This window comes from Marinomonas sp., assembly GCF_965225885.1.
GTDB lineage: Bacteria > Pseudomonadota > Gammaproteobacteria > Pseudomonadales > Marinomonadaceae > Marinomonas.
Window position 1 is genome coordinate 2,781,473 of record NZ_OZ245329.1, and the last position, 17,062, is coordinate 2,798,534.

Annotated in this window: 18 protein-coding genes, 2 rRNA genes and 1 pseudogene; 8 read left to right on the top strand and 13 right to left on the bottom strand. The window is 41.1% G+C overall.

Going from position 1 to position 17,062, the window contains the following annotated elements; translation table 11 throughout:
- Window positions 1-21 precede the first annotated feature (21 nt).
- Genes ACO05V_RS13275 through ACO05V_RS13310 form a run of 8 tightly spaced genes read left to right on the top strand, consistent with a single transcriptional unit; the run spans window position 22 to window position 6,048 of the window.
- Entirely contained in the window at window positions 22-474 is a 453-nt protein-coding gene (locus tag ACO05V_RS13275; protein WP_421852178.1) for a pilin, read from the top strand.
- A complete protein-coding gene (locus ACO05V_RS13280) occupies window positions 471-1,421 on the top strand; it encodes a GspE/PulE family protein (protein ID WP_421852181.1) in 951 nt (316 codons plus the stop codon). Before ACO05V_RS13275 ends, ACO05V_RS13280 begins: the two co-directional genes overlap by 4 nt.
- Window positions 1,408-2,472, top strand: a complete 1,065-nt coding sequence (locus ACO05V_RS13285) for a type II secretion system F family protein (RefSeq protein WP_421852184.1) — start codon at window positions 1,408-1,410, stop codon at window positions 2,470-2,472. The genes ACO05V_RS13280 and ACO05V_RS13285 overlap by 14 nt, the downstream gene beginning before the upstream one ends.
- The gene (locus ACO05V_RS13290) at window positions 2,473-3,261 is read left to right on the top strand and encodes a prepilin peptidase (RefSeq protein ID WP_421852187.1); all 789 of its coding nucleotides are present in this window, start codon (window positions 2,473-2,475) and stop codon (window positions 3,259-3,261) included.
- A gap of 3 nt (window positions 3,262-3,264) precedes the next feature.
- Window positions 3,265-3,876, top strand: a complete 612-nt coding sequence (gene coaE / locus ACO05V_RS13295; protein ID WP_421852190.1) for a dephospho-CoA kinase — start codon at window positions 3,265-3,267, stop codon at window positions 3,874-3,876.
- A gap of 26 nt (window positions 3,877-3,902) precedes the next feature.
- Window positions 3,903-4,127 carry a DNA gyrase inhibitor YacG gene (locus tag ACO05V_RS13300; protein ID WP_421852193.1) on the top strand — a complete coding sequence of 75 codons (225 nt, stop codon included), beginning with the start codon at window positions 3,903-3,905 and terminating at the stop codon, window positions 4,125-4,127.
- Between the two features lie 26 nt (window positions 4,128-4,153).
- On the top strand, window positions 4,154-5,365 hold the full coding sequence (locus ACO05V_RS13305) for a response regulator (protein ID WP_421852196.1): 1,212 nt from the start codon (window positions 4,154-4,156) through the stop codon (window positions 5,363-5,365).
- Window positions 5,366-5,367: 2 nt separating this feature from the next.
- Window positions 5,368-6,048 (top strand): sensor histidine kinase, encoded by a 681-nt coding sequence (locus ACO05V_RS13310; protein WP_421852198.1) that lies wholly within the window; start codon window positions 5,368-5,370, stop codon window positions 6,046-6,048.
- Between the two features lie 9 nt (window positions 6,049-6,057).
- On the opposite strand, the gene ACO05V_RS13315 is transcribed toward ACO05V_RS13310, so the two are convergent.
- From ACO05V_RS13315 to rrf (ACO05V_RS13375), 13 genes and pseudogenes are all read right to left on the bottom strand, one after another.
- Window positions 6,058-6,681, bottom strand: coding sequence for a GntR family transcriptional regulator (locus ACO05V_RS13315; RefSeq protein WP_421852201.1), 624 nt, complete (start codon window positions 6,679-6,681; stop codon window positions 6,058-6,060).
- 13 nt (window positions 6,682-6,694) lie between these two features.
- On the bottom strand, window positions 6,695-7,840 hold the full coding sequence (locus ACO05V_RS13320) for a benzoate/H(+) symporter BenE family transporter (RefSeq protein WP_421852204.1): 1,146 nt from the start codon (window positions 7,838-7,840) through the stop codon (window positions 6,695-6,697).
- 98 nt (window positions 7,841-7,938) lie between these two features.
- Window positions 7,939-8,655, bottom strand: a complete 717-nt coding sequence (locus tag ACO05V_RS13325) for a ZIP family metal transporter (RefSeq protein ID WP_421852207.1) — start codon at window positions 8,653-8,655, stop codon at window positions 7,939-7,941.
- Between the two features lie 123 nt (window positions 8,656-8,778).
- A complete protein-coding gene (gene ehuA, locus ACO05V_RS13330) occupies window positions 8,779-9,552 on the bottom strand; it encodes an ectoine/hydroxyectoine ABC transporter ATP-binding protein EhuA (protein WP_421852210.1) in 774 nt (257 codons plus the stop codon).
- The gene (gene ehuD, locus ACO05V_RS13335; RefSeq protein WP_421852213.1) at window positions 9,549-10,226 is read right to left on the bottom strand and encodes an ectoine/hydroxyectoine ABC transporter permease subunit EhuD; all 678 of its coding nucleotides are present in this window, start codon (window positions 10,224-10,226) and stop codon (window positions 9,549-9,551) included. The genes ehuA and ehuD overlap by 4 nt, the downstream gene beginning before the upstream one ends.
- Window positions 10,223-10,885 carry an ectoine/hydroxyectoine ABC transporter permease subunit EhuC gene (gene ehuC / locus ACO05V_RS13340; protein ID WP_421852216.1) on the bottom strand — a complete coding sequence of 221 codons (663 nt, stop codon included), beginning with the start codon at window positions 10,883-10,885 and terminating at the stop codon, window positions 10,223-10,225. Before ehuC ends, ehuD begins: the two co-directional genes overlap by 4 nt.
- Window positions 10,886-10,903: 18 nt before the next feature.
- A complete protein-coding gene (ehuB, locus tag ACO05V_RS13345; RefSeq protein ID WP_421852219.1) occupies window positions 10,904-11,752 on the bottom strand; it encodes an ectoine/hydroxyectoine ABC transporter substrate-binding protein EhuB in 849 nt (282 codons plus the stop codon).
- 402 nt (window positions 11,753-12,154) lie between these two features.
- Window positions 12,155-13,366: an IS256 family transposase gene (locus ACO05V_RS13350; RefSeq protein ID WP_421856966.1), complete on the bottom strand. Its 1,212-nt coding sequence runs from the start codon at window positions 13,364-13,366 to the stop codon at window positions 12,155-12,157.
- A gap of 217 nt (window positions 13,367-13,583) precedes the next feature.
- On the bottom strand, window positions 13,584-14,882 hold the full coding sequence (locus ACO05V_RS13355; protein WP_421852222.1) for an ATP-binding protein: 1,299 nt from the start codon (window positions 14,880-14,882) through the stop codon (window positions 13,584-13,586).
- Window positions 14,883-14,961: 79 nt separating this feature from the next.
- The gene (locus tag ACO05V_RS13360; RefSeq protein WP_421852225.1) at window positions 14,962-15,627 is read right to left on the bottom strand and encodes a response regulator; all 666 of its coding nucleotides are present in this window, start codon (window positions 15,625-15,627) and stop codon (window positions 14,962-14,964) included.
- A gap of 164 nt (window positions 15,628-15,791) precedes the next feature.
- Window positions 15,792-15,950: pseudogene (locus tag ACO05V_RS13365) on the bottom strand (transposase); the annotation flags it as partial.
- Window positions 15,951-16,213: 263 nt separating this feature from the next.
- Window positions 16,214-16,328 (bottom strand): 5S ribosomal RNA (gene rrf / locus ACO05V_RS13370).
- Between the two features lie 245 nt (window positions 16,329-16,573).
- Window positions 16,574-16,688, bottom strand: a 5S ribosomal RNA gene (rrf, locus tag ACO05V_RS13375).
- Window positions 16,689-17,062: the final 374 nt, after the last annotated feature.

Genomic DNA, 17,062 nt, shown 5'->3' on the forward strand with positions numbered 1-17,062 from the left:
AAAATCTTCAAGGAGTGAAGAATGTTACTTTCTCGTCTCACCACACGAGGTTTTACGCTATTAGAGTTAATGGTTGTTATTGCTATTATTTCTATCATAGCAAGCCTTTCAGCCCCTACATTTACTCGTCAAATTGCCAAAGCAAAACTAATAGAGGCACAAAACCTCGCTACCCAACATCAATCATTGGTTGAAGAATTTATTCTTCTTCATGGCTCCTTTCCAAGTGAAGCAGAGTTCAATCTCATAAAACAAACCCTAGCAGATGATTCCATCGCTAAAGCTATTTCTGTCGATAGCCAAAACAAAAGCATGGGCAACATCCTAATCACACTAAACGACAGTACGGGCATTACGGAAAACCAATATCTAAAATACTCTCGTGATGCCAGCCGGAACTGGCAATGCCTCTCCGACTTGGATAATAATATCCTTCCACTACAATGTGAAAGCGTAGCAGGTGAAAATCAATGACCCTAGAAGAAATCATCTCCAATGCTGTTGGCAATCATGCAACCGACGTTCACATAGAGCATTCAACTTTTGGCGTACAAATATATCAACGTAGCTACGGATTACTTCAAAAAGTCACTGAATTAGCTCAGGGTAATAACTTAATAAATCGTATAAAAATGCGCGCCAATCTAGATTTATCAGAAACAAGGCGAACTCAAGAAGGCCAATTTCTCTTTGAAGAAAGAAATAGAAGCACCTTCATTCGAGTCAGTATTATTGCCACCGTTAAGGGCGAAAAAATTGCCCTGCGCCTACTTCCTGAAAAGAACCGCTTAGCGTTAGACGCTATTGGCATACAGCCTCCTCTACTTGCGACATTAAGCTCGATACTGAATCAACCCAGCGGCTTAATTTTAGTTTGTGGTGCGACTGGAGCAGGCAAAAGCACTACGCTTTATTCATGCCTTGATGTACTAAACAACGGACAAAAGACGATTTTCACGATAGAAGACCCTGTCGAGTACGAAATTCCCGGCTTGTTTCAATGTGAACCTAATTCAGCCATTAGCTTAGATTCAGCGGCACTTTTAAAATCATTTTTACGACAAGATCCTGATGTCATTATGGTAGGAGAAGTCCGTGATGCCGTAACAGCCAATCTTGCCGTCAATGCAGCACTGACAGGACATCTTGTACTGGCAACATTACACACAAACTCAGCGCTTGACGCCATGCACCGCTGCCATGGCTGGCAAGTAGACTTTTTTTCTTTGGTTAGCTCATTAAAACTCATTATCCATCAATCTATGTTCTATAAAACAGCTTCCCAGCAACCCGCTTTTAATGGTTTACGCCCCTTGTGGGATGAGTCTTTGCCAAGAGATTACGACACGCTTATTTCATCCCCGTCCCTATGGGAAGCCTTTCCATTTCAGAGCTACGAGGTGACAAATGCCCTGGTATAAAATCAAACATCTCAATGGCACGATTGATTATCGACACGAGTTATCTGAAAGCAAAGTGGTATTTGATTATATAAACCGAGGATACTGGCAAATATCAATCTCTGAATGGAGACCTAAGAAATTAGATTACAAATCACTGCAAACCTTTTATGAAGAAATACAAAGCGCCTTACACTCTGGGCTACAACTCAACCAAGCCGTTTCTCATTTCGCGCTATCGTCAACCCACCCGACCATAGCCAATACCAGCAAGGCAATATTAAGCGAATTAGAAAACGGCACGCTTTTTAACGAAGCCTTAAGCAAGCTAACTCAAGCATCCGTTACGCCATATTGCCAACTCCTGAATTCGCAGGGTTCAAGAGAGGACTGCGAAAAAAGCCTAAGTATGTCCATCACCCAACTAAAATCCCTACTTGATTGGTCTCAGCGCTTATTAAAAGCCATCATCTATCCCTTTAGCATTATTCAGATTGCCCTAATCATTCTTATAACGAATCGAACACTGCAACAAAAATCCGAAGATCATTACTTTTTTGATCTAATGAGTGATTTGATCGTTTATATATTCTGTAGCGTCATCCAATTAATAATCATACGAAGCCTTTATCAAGGTCAGGCTTGCTATTGGCTTGAAAAATATAGTGGCAACTTTCGGTTAACTAAACTGTTTTCATTATTAAGCACAACAAGAAAAACAGGCATTACCTTGCAACACGCTCTAAAAAATATGCCCGAATACTTCCAACACCCGCCAATTAAAGAAGAGATTTATCACGTGTTTTACACTCTTCGACTTGGCAAAAACTATGCAACAAGCTTTCCTGCTCATTGGTTTCCTCGTGAATCAGCCATTGCTCTTCATTCTGCAGAACAGGATGGAGACATAGAGAGAGCACTTATTCTTGCGGCAAAAGAACACGAAAAGCGTTGGCAAAAAAACATATCCCTACTTGAAAAGCTGATCCCTGCTGCTTGCCTCTTAATTGCAGGGGGATTTGTCGCTTCAGCATTAGTCACTTTATACGCACCGCTTATCGAGATGTCATAAATGAATCTGATCACAATAAACTGTTTCTTGTATGCATTTATCGTCTTGAGCATTGGCAGTTATGCAGCCGCATTTACAGCTAGATGGCCGATCAAAAATATCTATTTATGGGAAAAAGAGGCTCATTTGTTACTTTCACTGCCTTTTAGCAAATCACCACCAGATAAAATAGGCAAAAAGCGCTCTCACTGCTTTCAATGCAATCATCCTCTTGCGTGGCAAGACCTTATTCCTCTGCTTAGTTATTTAATGCTCAAAGGAAGCTGCCGTTATTGTAAAACAGCTATTTCTTATCGTTATCCTGCTATCGAACTCCTTCATCTTGCTTGCTGCCTACCTTTGCTCTGGATATTCAGTGGTGACATCTATCAACTTACACTACACACCCTTCTCGTAAGCGCTTTGATAACAGCTGCTGCGATTGATCTAGAGCATCAATTAATACCAGATGAATGCAGTACAATAGCACTAGCTTGCGCGCTATTAATTAATCTACCTACCAACATGCTAGAAACCAGTGTCCTCGGCATGACCATCGGTTACGGGCTTATCTATATACTACGGTGGATCTATTTAACATTCAGAGGTCAGGAAGGTATTGGATTAGGCGATGCCAAAGTTATTGCAGCTATTGGTGCTTGGTTAGGACTTTCAGGTTTAACTCCCTTGTTACTTTGTGCAAGTTTAAGCGGAATCCTATACACTGTATTGATGAATAGAAATGGTTCTAAGTACATGGCATTTGGCCCATTTTTAATATTCTCAGCCATGTTGGTATTTTATTTCTAGCCTATGACAATCCATACTCCTACGATAATCGGTCTTGCTGGTGGCATAGGCTCCGGCAAAAGCACTATTACAAAATATTTCAATGAACTAGGCATCCAAAGTGTGGATGCCGACGATGTTGCTAGACTTGTTGTTGAACCCGGTTCAGATTGTTTAAATGAAATCCATCAGCGTTATGGTGATGATATATTGTTAAGCAATGGTTCCTTGAATCGCAGATTTCTTCGCGACATTATTTTCGATAATCCCGAAGAAAAAATCTGGCTCGAAGCATTAACACACCCGGCAATTCGACAAGAGATCACTGCACAGCTAAGTGCCATCACATCCCAATACGCACTGCTTGTTCATCCTCTATTATTTGAAACAAAACAAGATGCAATATGCAAATGGGTAATAGCAATTGATGTAACTGCTGATATCCAACTTCAGCGAGTCATGAACAGAGATCAAATAAGTAAAGAAAGTGCCGAAAAAATCCTGGCAGCACAATTAAGCAACAGCGAACGCATTGATAGAGCTGACCTCGTCTTGGAAAACTCTGGTAATATTGCTGAAATGAATGCTAAAGTCTTAAAATTGCACCAAAAAATTTTAGAATCGCTATACATTTAGAGCCCAATAATTTTAGAGTCACAATCATGTTAAATAGCAATACCGCAACCTTAGTTGCCTGCCCTACCTGCCAAAAGAAATCGCCTTGGTCTAAAGAAAATCCAGACCGACCTTTTTGCAGCCCAAGATGCAAGCTGATTGACTTAGGAGCATGGGCAAGTGAATCCTATTCTATTCCACAGCAAACCTCTGAAGAGGATGAATTTTTTTCAGAAGATCTCGTTATTGATCCGAATAAATCCTTTTTATAATTGCTAGATACGGAATGTAATTATTTATGGCACAACAAGACTTCTCAAAGAAAAAAGCACTACTCATAGAGGATATGGCTGAAGCACGAATCATGCAGCGAAAAATGCTAACTGACTTCGGGTTCACATCCATTGAAATCGCTATGAAGGCCGAAACCGCCATTGAACTTCTGAGAAACAAATCCTTTGATGTCATTTTGTCCGATTACAATCTAGGCAACGGCAAAGATGGCCAGCAGCTATTGGAAGAAATCAGGCACTCTAAACTCATTCCAAATACTGCAACTTATCTGATGGTTACAGCAGAAACATCCATTGAAATGGTAATGGGAGCTATTGAATATCAACCAGACGGCTACATTACTAAACCTTTTTCTCAAGCTGTTTTACAAAGACGCCTCAGTAAACTTTTAGAAACAAAAGAAAGGTTATACGAAGTAAACATCGCCCTTGATGTAAACAATTTTGAAGAGGCAATAGCTGCCACCAAAAGGGTCATGAAAAAACACCCCTCTTTGTTAGGTAAATGCGAGAGAATAATTGGTGAGAGCCTATTAGAAATAAAAGAATACAAAAAAGCCTTATCGTTATTCAACAAGACTCTCAAGAGTAGAAAAATGCCTTGGGCATTATTTGGTAAAGCAAAATCCTATTTTTTAATGGGAGACCTTGAAAAAGCAGAACAAAACTTCCGACAACTAATGCTTGATAACCGATTTTTCGTTAGTGCCTATGACTGGCTTGCTAAAATTCAAGTCGTACAAGGAAAACCGGAAGAAGCCCAAGCTACATTGATAGAAGCCGTAGGAAGATCCCCTAAAAACATCTTACGCCAAATGGAGTTGGGTAATATTAGCTTATCCATAAACGATAATTTAACCGCTGAAATGTCTTTTCGCAGAGCAGTATTCTTAGCTAAATATTCCTGTTACAACACAGCCGATGTGTATTTAAAACATTTAGAGTCTCTCGCAAAAATTTCTGAAAGTGGCCCTCTATTACCGAGACAAAAAGATAACTTCGATAGCACGCTTAAAAAAGTACACGAATCTTTCTTCGAAGACTCAGACAATAAAGCAAAAGCCTATAGCTACGAAATAGACATTTATTTAGCAAATAATGATAAATCAACAGCCCAGCAAATTTTTGAAGCTTGGCTGAGTGAAGTAAAATCCGGTAGCGCAACGGCACCAACCAAACAACAAAGCTCTGCCTACACAAAATCTTTTGGAAGTTAAAGATGAAAAAAATCGATATCAGCACTATCTTGGCCAGTGCAATCCATGAAAGTAAAAATCAGGTAGGAACACTACTTTATCAATTACAAGGCCTTAAAGATTCAATGAGTAAAAACGACTTGAATCAAAAAAAAATAATCTCGATTGAAGAGTCTCTAAAAAAAATCAACGACGAATGGGTTGAATACTTATACCTTTATAAACTTGCCTCTGATGGCTACGATTTGCATGTCGACACCTTTCTACTTGATGAGTTTTTAGATGATCAAGTCTTTGCCTTACAACCATCAGCTATTGCTAAAAATTTAGAGCTTGAATACACATGTGACTCTACATTAACAGGCGTTTTCGATGAGCGACTCATGACAGCCGTGGTGAGCACTGCCGTTTATAACGCGTTTCGTTTTGCACAATCAAAAATTATTATCAGTGCAAAAAAGGAAAATGGCTTTCTTATTATTTCGATAGAGGACAATGGTAAAGGCTTCAATCCAATTGACGACGAACAAGCTGATGAGTTTCTAGAGGGAAATACGGGGTTAGGTTTGTACTTTGCAGAATTGTCCGCCACAGCGCATATTACGAATGACGTTCAAGGATTCATCAAAAAAGAATCTTCAGCTACCCTTGGTGGCGCATGTCTAACTGTATATCTACCTCAACCTATTGATGAAGGCTTTTAATTACCTTCATCACATATTCAATTTTTTCAAATACTTAGTTAACAAGATCCCTGCATTTTCTATGTGCTGCCTCAAAAAAATGAGCGCAGCCTTTTTATTTTTTGATTCAATCAATGACAACAGCTCTTCATGCTGATCCTGACTTTTGACCTTATATCCCAATGGACCATACTGAAAACCGAGGTAACGCACAGCCTGCTTATTAAGCCCTTCTACTACCCGTTGTAACGTTGGCCTCTCAGCTGATCTATACAGAGCTTGATGGAATAGCCAATTAAGTTCACCCTTATAGACTAAGGTTAAATTCTCTTTATTCAATTCCTCTAAGAAGTGCCTCGCCTCTATAAGATCATCTTTATTGATGTGATCAAACACCATACCAAACAACAAGCACTCTAACTCCGATCGCATCAAATACAGGTCTTCCGCTTCCTTCCAGTTTAAATCGGGAATCATCACACCTGCTTTGCCATTCGGAACAAGCCAACCCTCGGCTTTCAGTGATAACAACGCATCCCTAATAGGAATTCTACTAACAGAATACCGGTTCGAAAGAGTCGCTTGCCGAAGAGGAACACCTCTTGGCAGCAAGTTTTTCAAGATATCCTCTTTAATACTTTGGCTAATATCCATTTAAAGAACCTTTTTATTTGAGCTTAATATTGGATATCAGTAAACAAATAACACCGAATAAAATCCCCCAAAAAGCCGACGCGATACCGCCAAATGTCACTCCCGAGACAGTCACTAAAAAAGTAATCAATGCAGCTTCTCGGTTAGAGTCATCCGCCATCGCATTTTTTAAATTCATGCCGATAGTACCCAGCAAAGCAATTCCCGCTAATGCAGCAATCATGGTTGCAGGAAAAACTGAAAACAAAGCCACCACAGAAGTACCCGCCAAACCAGCAAGCCAATAAAACACACCAGCTGATAATCCGGCAATATAACGGCGTTTAGGGTCTTTGTGACATTCATCTCCAGAGCAAATAGCCGCAGTAATCGCCGCTAAGTTGAAGGCAAAGCCGCCCAATGGCGCTAAAACAATTGAAGCAAACCCAGTCCAGCTAATTAGTGGAGAAACAGGCGTTTGATAACCACTGCTACGCATCACGGCAACACCGGGAATATTCTGTGATGTCATCGTCACAATATATAAGGGAATGCCAATGCCAATTAACGCTCCGATATTCCATTCAGGCCAAACCCATACCAGAGAGCCAAGAGTAAAAGGAATAGTGGACATAAGCTGCCCTTCGGATCTCGCAAGGACAAACACAACACCAGCCACTAATACAAACAGCACCGCATAGCGAGGGACTAGGCGTTTACTCACCAAATAAGTAATCAACATAATCCCTACTAGGAAAACATCACTTATCATGGAGTCAAATATAGAAAGGCCAAACTTGAAAAGTACACCAGCTAACATGGCACAAGCCAGAGGCAAAGGAACCAAACGCATGACCTTATCAAATAGACCTGAAACACCGGTTAGTAGAGAGAGTATGCCAGCAAAAACGAATACACCAATTGCTTCAGCATAACTGATCGTTCCTAAGCTCGTCGCTAGCAATGCAGCGCCAGGTGTTGACCAAGCCGTAATAACAGGTGATCGATACCATAAAGACAGAAAAAAGCAGGTTGCCCCCATACCAAAACCCAGCGCCATAATCCAAGATACAATGGCATTAGAATCGGCTCCAGCGGCTTGAGCCGCCTGAAATACAATGGCAACGGAGCTTGCAAACCCAATCAGCACTGCCACAAAACCTGCGACAAGTGCACTCAAACTAACATCTTTTAATATTCTGAGCACAACCCTACTACCTGTATGGCTTAAAAGGAGTACTTACTATATTTCATAGAAACCATTTTTGTATACATTTTTTATTCATGTACCAACATATAACCAACCAAGCCAAGCACAAATCCCATTACCGCGCCCATCGGCGGCATCCAGTGTTTCTCTAAAGTAACCTGCGGTGCAATGTCTTGAAACACCGCATACAAAATACCACCCGATGCAAACAACATAATTCCAGACACAATAGCCGGCCACTCGGCAAGCCAAACATGCGCAATAACGCCTGCTATCGGCCCACATAATGCCAGCAACACAAAACAAAAAATGATAGTAAAAGCACTGTAGTGGGATGAAGATTTTAATTCTCGAAAAGCATTAAAACCTTCTGGAAGATTTTGCATAGCAATAAGTGCCGCAAGCAATACGCCATTGATAGTACCCAAAGTGAATGCCGCTCCCAATGCTAAAGACTCAGGAATGAAATCGGCTAACATAGCCACCAGCTGGCTCATAGAGGTTTCTTGTTTAGATAACCAAATATCAAGCCACATAAAGCCCGTACCACCTAATAGAAACAACAGCGCGGCAGACCAAGGAACAAAGTGCTGAACACCTTCAGGCACCAGAACCAAAGCAATAGCGGATAACAGAGCACCACCACCAAACGCAGTAATACCATGCATCAACTCAGTTTCTAACCATTCTGGTTTTATACGTTCAAAATTGGCAATCATTGCTCCCAATGGCATTGCTAAACCAGCGGCTAAGGTTAAAAAGATAACGCTATACAAAGGTGCCATTTAACCGATACTCCATAAAATATATCTTTATTATCCTTGGAGACTAGGTAACTTGTCACGACTAAAAAATAAGGCGCCGTTCAGGCGCCTTATTCACATGTATTAAATGATACTTATTAGAAGCTACTGTCCAATGTAGGCATTGAGGAAAGCCTTAGTGCGCTCTTCCTTTGGCTGAGTAAAGATGGCTTCTGGCTCGCCCTCTTCCACTATGGCGCCTTTATCGAAAAAACATACTCGATCACTTATCTCACGAGCAAAATACATTTCATGTGTCACCAGCAGCATTGTAAAGCTTTCTTCTTTTACAAGATTACGAATAACGTCTAGTACTTCGTCAACCAACTCTGGATCTAAAGCCGAGGTAATCTCGTCTAGCAATAAAATAGATGGCTTCATTGCAAGTGCTCGAGCAATGCCTACTCGCTGCTTTTGGCCACCAGATAGGTCATTTGGATAACTATCTGCTTTATCTGCTAAGCCAACTAATTGCAGTAACTTTTCCGCAAACTCTTCTGCTTCAGCACGTGGCACACCTTTTACTCGCATTGGTGCTTCTGTGATGTTGCGCTTCACCGTCATATGAGGAAACAAATTAAAATGCTGAAAAACCATACCAAGATGATTTCGCATTTTATGTAGATGTTTATTATTCGCTGGAACATATTGTCCCTGCCAAGGCATATGCCAAAGCGATTCCCCAGCTACGTTGATGTAACCGCCATCGATACCTTCTAATGTCATCAAAATGCGCAATAAGGTACTTTTGCCTGAACCACTTGGTCCGATGATGGAAACAATCTCGTTTTCTTCCACTTTGAAGTTAAAATCACTAAAAATGACCGTCTCACCAAAGCACTTTTTCACATTTTTGAATTCAATAATTGGCGTACTCATTTCAAACTAAATCCTTCTTTTGGAAAGCGTCTCTCAACCTGATGTATCCCGTAGGCTGCTAAAAGACTAAACACGAGATACAAAATCCCAACTAAGGTAAAGGGTTCTAGATAGCGAAAATTCTCGGAGCCAATAATCTTTGCCATCTGCAACATTTCCAACAAAGTAATGGCAGAAAGCTGAGGTGTTTCTTTAAACATCGCAATGATGTAATTACCTGTCGCAGGGATCATTGGACGAATAGCCTGAGGAAGCACAATGTCTTTGTAAGTATCAATTAATGTTAAATTCAGCGCTCTGGCTGCTTCCCATTGACCTTTTTCAATGCCATCGATACCACTACGAAACACTTCAGATAAATAAGCACCATAGTGAAGCCCTAAAGCAAATACACCAGTAGCCAACGGTGACATACTGATTCCAAATTCTGGCATCACATAATACAGAAAGAAAATCTGTACTAACAAAGGCGTACTACGAATAAACTCAACAATCCAGTAAGTAGATACGCGCAGCGTTCGACTATTACTACGACGCAGTAAGGCAAACACCAACCCCATCACTATCGCAAAAATACTACCCAGCAAGGTCGCCAATAAGGTCACTTTTGCTGCGGACAAAATCATCGGGAGTACTTCCCAAGTGAACGCCCAGTCCCAATGAAATCCATTCATGAATGAAGCCCTCCACGACCCAAGCCTTTACTAAGGTGTGTTTCTAAACGTCTAATAAAGAAGACTAAAAATTGAGCCATCACAAAATAAAATAACAACACAACACCAAATATCTCACCAACCTGTAAGGTTGTGTCTGCTAGCATTTTGGCTTTAAAAGTCAAATCACCAATAGTAATAAGAGATACCAGCGAGGTTGCCTTGACTAACTCGATGGCTAAATTACCAAAAGGTGGAATCATATTAACTAATGCTTGCGGCATGATAATTCGCCACAATCGCTGAGAGGACGTGAAGTTTAATGCGATAGACGCCTCATATTGACCTTTCGGAACAGATTGAATTGCGCCACGTACAACTTCCGTACCATAAGCACCAATATTAAGACCCAACGCTGCGACAGCCGCGGTCATTGCATCTATGGTTATCCCAAAGAATGGCAAAACAAAATAAATCCAATACAGCTGAATCAGAGCCGACGTTCCGCGGAAGAACTCTATGTAGATAATGGCAATTTGTTTGAAGGGTGCAGGAGCGTACAGGCGAATCAATCCAAAACTGAAGGCCATTAACACGGCGAGAGGTAATGCCATTGCCACAATTTCTATTGTGACAATGGCCCCCTGGAGTAATACGGAGACAATTTCTCCAAATTCCATGAGTCTAATTCCCCAGTGTTATTTACACAGTTTCGCAGCAGTCATGCCACCTGGAGAAGTATGCTTACCAAAACCGTAAGGCTCTACCATTGCTATATGCTCTTTCGTATCAATGAAACCTTTCAATTCTGTATTAAAGGCATCACGCAAAGCCGTATCAGCTGGACGGAAGCCAAAGCCACCGTAACCTTTAACAGACTTACCTTTGATCATCAGAGGGGTAAAAGGCTGCGCTAATTCAACACGATTATCTTTTTGAGCCAAAGACGCCATCGTCAAGCTTGTACCCGCTAGTGCATCAATACGACCCGATTTAAGAGCGGCAACACCGGATGGATAATCTGGAAGAGTGACGATTTTGCTTAAATCAATACCAAAATCACGAGCATAACCGTATTCCACAGAACCAGACATCACACCTAACTTCACAGCTTTAGCATCAATATTATCGTAACCATTCAGCTCTTTTGGATTACCATTTTGAACCAAAAAGCCTTCACCAATACTGTATGTTGGATTCGAGAACAAAATTTGCTTACAACGTTTTGGCGTAATGTACATACCCGCTGCAATCACATCAAAACGTCCTGCACGCAAACCAGGAATCAAAGAACCAAACTCAGTGACAACCACTTTCACATTGTCTACGCCTAAATCGTTTAGAACTTTAACCGCAATACTTGGTGCTTCACCAGCAGGCTCGCCATCTGGCGTGGTATAGCCATACGGCACTTCGTTAGCGACACCTATAGTCACTGTACCCTCATCTTTTATCTTATCTAATGTCGTTGCAGCTACAGATACTGAGAAAAGAGCAACAGCAAAACTCATTAGAGATATAAGATATTTTCTGAGTATTTTTTTCATAATAAACCTCATGTTCCTTAGAAAAATGGAGAAGAAATAGCAATAAGTCCATTTACACTAAATAAAACGAACCAAATGATCAAGAACTATTTAGATCTGTAATCATTAGTTCACTTACAATATTACCTCAATCTAGCCACCCACCACAGAATACAAAGCAAAGATTTAAAAGAGAATTAAATGACGAAAAATGACAATAACTAAAAATTGAAAGACAAAATATAGGTAAAAAAATACCAGACAATGTCTGGTATGTACTTCATCGAGCGGATGTAGAATCTATGTTGACCCAAGCATCCCAGCCTTGCCATTCTTCCTGAATTTCTGTTTCAATTTTGGAGTCAGCCTTCTGAACCCCAACCACCTTATAGGACCCTGTAACAGATTCTGTGTAACTACCATTTAGTTAAGGTGCTTTTCGAGTCGCTCCTCGAACTCAATAATAAATCGACTCATCGCTTGGCGCCAGTTTTGAATGGGCATTGTCCATTTTTTACTGGCCTCTCTAATGGCAAGATAAACCATTTTCCTCGCAGAATCGTCGCTTGGGAAGACTTTACGTTTTTTAATGGCTCTACGGATGACACTGTTCAGTGATTCAATAGCGTTCGTTGTGTAGATCGCTTTGCGGATATCGTCAGGGTAACTAAACAGTGTATTAAGATTATGCCAGTGATTGCGCCACGATTTGGTGGTTTGCGGGTATTGATCGTCCCAGACGCCTGCGAAACGATCTAACTCCAACAAGGCTTCTTCTTCCGTTGCAGAGCGGTAAACTTGCTTTAAGTCCGCCGTCACCGCTTTGTAGTCTTTCCATGATACATACTTCAATGAGTTGCGTACCATATGCACGATACACAGTTGAATGCTGGTTTGTGGGAAAACGGCATTGATGGCTTCTGGGAAGCCTTTTAGACCATCAACACAAGCGATGAGAATATCTTCTACACCACGCTGCTGAAGCTCAGTGAGGACGTTTAGCCAGAACTTAGCCCCTTCGTTCTCAGCAATCCACATGCCCATGAGTTCTTTATGACCGTCGGTGTTGATACCGAGTGCCAAGAAAATCGATTTATTGATAACACGCTTATCTTGGCGGATTTTCAACACAATACAATCAAGATACACAATGGGATAGATGGCATCCAAGGGGCGTGCTTGCCATTCAGTTACTTGCTCGATCACCGCGTTGGTAACACGTGATACCAGTGTCGGAGATATCTCAGCACCGTACCATTCATCGAAGGCATTGACGATGTCTCGGGTGCTCATACCTTGCGCGTAGAGCCATAGGATTTTATCGTCCATGGAAGTAAAGCGGGATTGGTGCTTTTTGACCAGCTTTGGTTCAAAAGAACCTTCGCGGTCACGAGGCGTATCCAGTTCAAACTCACCATCTTCCGTCTTAATACGCTTACTGTTCTTACCATTACGACTGTTGGTTGACGAGGATTTTTGATGTCTCTCGTAACCCAGATGCTCATCCATCTCTGCATTCAAGGCCGCCTCAACGGTAATCTTCTTCAGCATTTGGCTAAATTCGTTAAGATCCTCAGGCGTTTTAATGCCTTTGGCGGCTTCTTTTGCGAAGGCTTCCAGTTCTTTTTGGTTCATTTGCATCTACCTATCCTTAATTCTCTATAGAATATGTTGTGATAGGTAGTTACACAAAATTAGTTACAGTCTCCCTTATAGATAGTATCAATAAGTCGTTTCATGATATTTGCCTCTGTTTAAGTTGATACAGAAAGCATAATCACTCGAAGGACATTTATAAAATCGCCATTAGCTAACGACGTAATATCTAAAAGCTATTCCTAGAAAGAAGTACTTATTTTACAGCCAATATGGAAAGCTTAACCTGAACAGTTAAGCCGTGAGGAAGCGAATCCTCAAAAGAAAGTGCGCCTTGATATTTGTCGACAATATTTTTGACTATAGATAACCCGAGACCGGCACCTTCCACTTCGCCAGACCGAAAAAATCGCTCACTAAGTCTTTGTTTTTCCTCTTTGCTGACACCTTTGCCGACATCTATTACTTTTAATTCAACTTGATTTTCAGACTGAGCCCAAACCACTCGTATAACCGTGCCTTGAGGTGAAAATTTAATGGCATTACTAATTAAATTTTGCAGCAATATCTCAATATGATTAGGCTCAACATGACAACACCAAGGCAAGCAATCATCAACATCTAGACTAATTTCAACATTTCTTTTCCAAGCCAAAGGCAGGATTTCGGCAATAATTGATCGAGTCACCGCGAGCACATCGACCTTATCTTTTACAATCTGATTTTGATGCTCAAGACGAGCCAAAGCTAATAACTGAGACACAATTCGAGTCGACCGATCAACACCCATGGTTAATTGCTTTAAAGATTGATTACGTTCTTGATCATCTTCTGCCAAGGCAGCATTCTCTGCATGCACTTTGAGGATACTTAAAGGTGTTCTTAGCTCGTGGGCAGCATCGGCAATCCAACGTTTTTCCCTAGCCATCAGCACATCAATTTCAGCTAATAGTCCGTTTAATGCTTTCTTAACTGGACTCAGCTCCTCAGGAACATAAGACAATTTCACTGGTTCTAATTTTGTTGGTGAAATTTTCCTAATTTGTTTAGCCAGTTGTTGAAGTGGCTCAAGCCCAAACCCTACAGCAGCCCAAACCAAAAAAGCCAATATTGGCCAAGCTAATAACTCAGGAAAAAGCGTCTGGAAAACAATTTGATTCGAGATTTCACTGCGAACATCAGATCGCTCCGCGACAACAATGTTAATATCACCACTTAATTGTTTAAGCGTAAAAGTACGCCAATGGTAGTGATCGCCAATCGCATAGCCGTAACCAAATCCGTCTTCCTCTTGTTGAGTTAACTTTAGAGAATCTGATGCGATTCTTAATTCGCCATCAATCCAAATCTGATAAAAGATTTTGCTTTCGTATTTATGGCCTAATGAAGAATCAGTTGGCGCGTCATTGATTAAAAGAGATGAAATCGCATGAAGATCGGTATCAAACTTCTCTATATTTTTAGACAAAGTAAGCAGTAATCTAGCTTGTTGCGCTAAACGAGCATCGAATAACTCTTCCACTTCGTGGTTTGCAAAAAGTAGTCCGATCATCATAATCACCATGCTCGTTATCATGAAAAGACACATAACGAAAAAGAGTGTTCTACGACGAATGGAACTCAGGAGCTTTGCATTAGCCCACTTCTTGATCGACCACATAACCAATGCCTCGAATGGTACGAATTAACTCTGGAAACAGCTTTTTACGAAGATGATGAATATGCACTTCTAATGCGTTACTTTCCACGTCATCGCCCCATCCGTACATCAATTGCTGCAATACATCTCGAGTAAAAACATAACCCGGCTGACTAACAAGTTCGTGCAGCAAAGAGTATTCCCTTCGTGTTAGATTGACGTCTTTATCTTGGTAGGTCACTTTATGACTCGCTGGAAACAACACAAGCCCTTTATAGTGAATCTCACTGATTGTACGACCATAACTGCGACGCAGCAAAGCTCGTGCTCGTGCCTTCAACTCAATCACATCAAAGGGTTTCACCAAATAATCATCCGCCCCAAGGTCCAAGCCAGTGACTCTGTCTTCCAAGGCATCTCTGGCGGTAAGAATCAATACAGGGACGCCATTACTGTTAGCACGTAATTGCTTCAGAACAGCCAAACCATCTAGCCTTGGCAAGCCTAAATCCAGCACCACCAAATCAAATACTTCATTAGCCAATGCCTCCAATGCATGAATGCCATCATGAAGCAAATCAACCGTGTAACCTTCGCGTTTTAAAGCCGTAACAAGCCCATCCGCTAACGAAAGATCATCTTCGACTACTAGTATTCGCAAATCTCTTCTTCTTTCATAAATTTGCCAAAGTTGATTGCAACTTGTTTGTAAACTGTTCCAAATTCAATTCACCTTTGCCAGCGTTAATCAAATCACCATTAGAGGAAAAGAATAACAGAGACGGCGGCCCGAATACGCCATTGATCTTGATCCGTACCAATTTAAAGGAATTTAATTTGATACCTCTTCTCTATCTCCAAGCAAACAGCTTTTAGTTCTTGGTCTACTGTCACATCAAATACCACTTTTCTATACTTGGCAGGAAAAACCAAATAGTACAAAAGTACAGTGACATTGTGTCTTTTGTGAATAAATTCGTTCATGTACTCAGTTTAGTGATTTACGCCACAAGCGGCGAGGAATTAAACCCGAATCCACCTGTTTCATTAACGGTTAATGGAGAAGAGAAATGGCTTTAATGAAAGAAGACACACTTTATGGGACGGTACCGTTTAAATTCGTGGGGACACCTCAGGGACGGCACCTCATTCTCATAGAGGTTTACTCGCCCATTGTTATTTTCTGACTTTTCTTAAGGCGAAAAAAAGCCCTGACAGCATCAGCAATCAGGGCTTCCTTAAATAAATCTTGATAACGACCTACTCTCACATGGGATCTCCCACACTACCATCGGCGATGGCGCTTTTCACTTCTGAGTTCGGGATGGGATCAGGTGGTTCAACGCCTCTGTGATCATCAAGAAAACTGGTTTGTTTTATTAGCAATCGTCTAATAAAACCAAATTTTCAAGTGCCTAAATACTTATTAGGCCTTCTTAATATAAAGCTTGACGACGACCTACTCTCACATGACTCTTTAATTCAGCCAAGCCCACACTACCATCGGCGATGGTTAGCTCCTGCGGCAAATAAAATACACTTCTGAGAACGTCTGTGACGTTTATCAGGTGGTTCAACGCCTCTATTATCGTCAAGCAATAAATAAATCTTGATAACGACCTACTCTCACATGGGATCTCCCACACTACCATCGGCGATGGCGCTTTTCACTTCTGAGTTCGGGATGGGATCAGGTGGTTCAACGCCTCTATGATCATCAAGAAAACTGGTTTGTCTTACTAGAAACTCTCTAATAAAACCAAATTCTCAAGTGCCTGATAATACTATCAGGGCTTTCTTAACGTAAAGCTTAACGACGACCTATGCTTATCCCCTTGCGGGACTCTCACATGACTCTTTAATTCAAGCAAGCCCACACTACCATCAGCGATGGTGAGCGCCTGCGGCAAATAAAAGCCACTTCTGAGAAGTGTCCGTGACGTTTATCAGGTGGTTCAACGCCTCTATGATCGTCAAGCAATTCTGTTGCGTTTGTTCTGAGGTGCACTGTGTTGTGCGCTGACTTTTTATCGTTAGCTTGTCTCAAAACACGCGAATACGTGCTTGGATCTTTAACAATTCTGTTTTGAAATAAC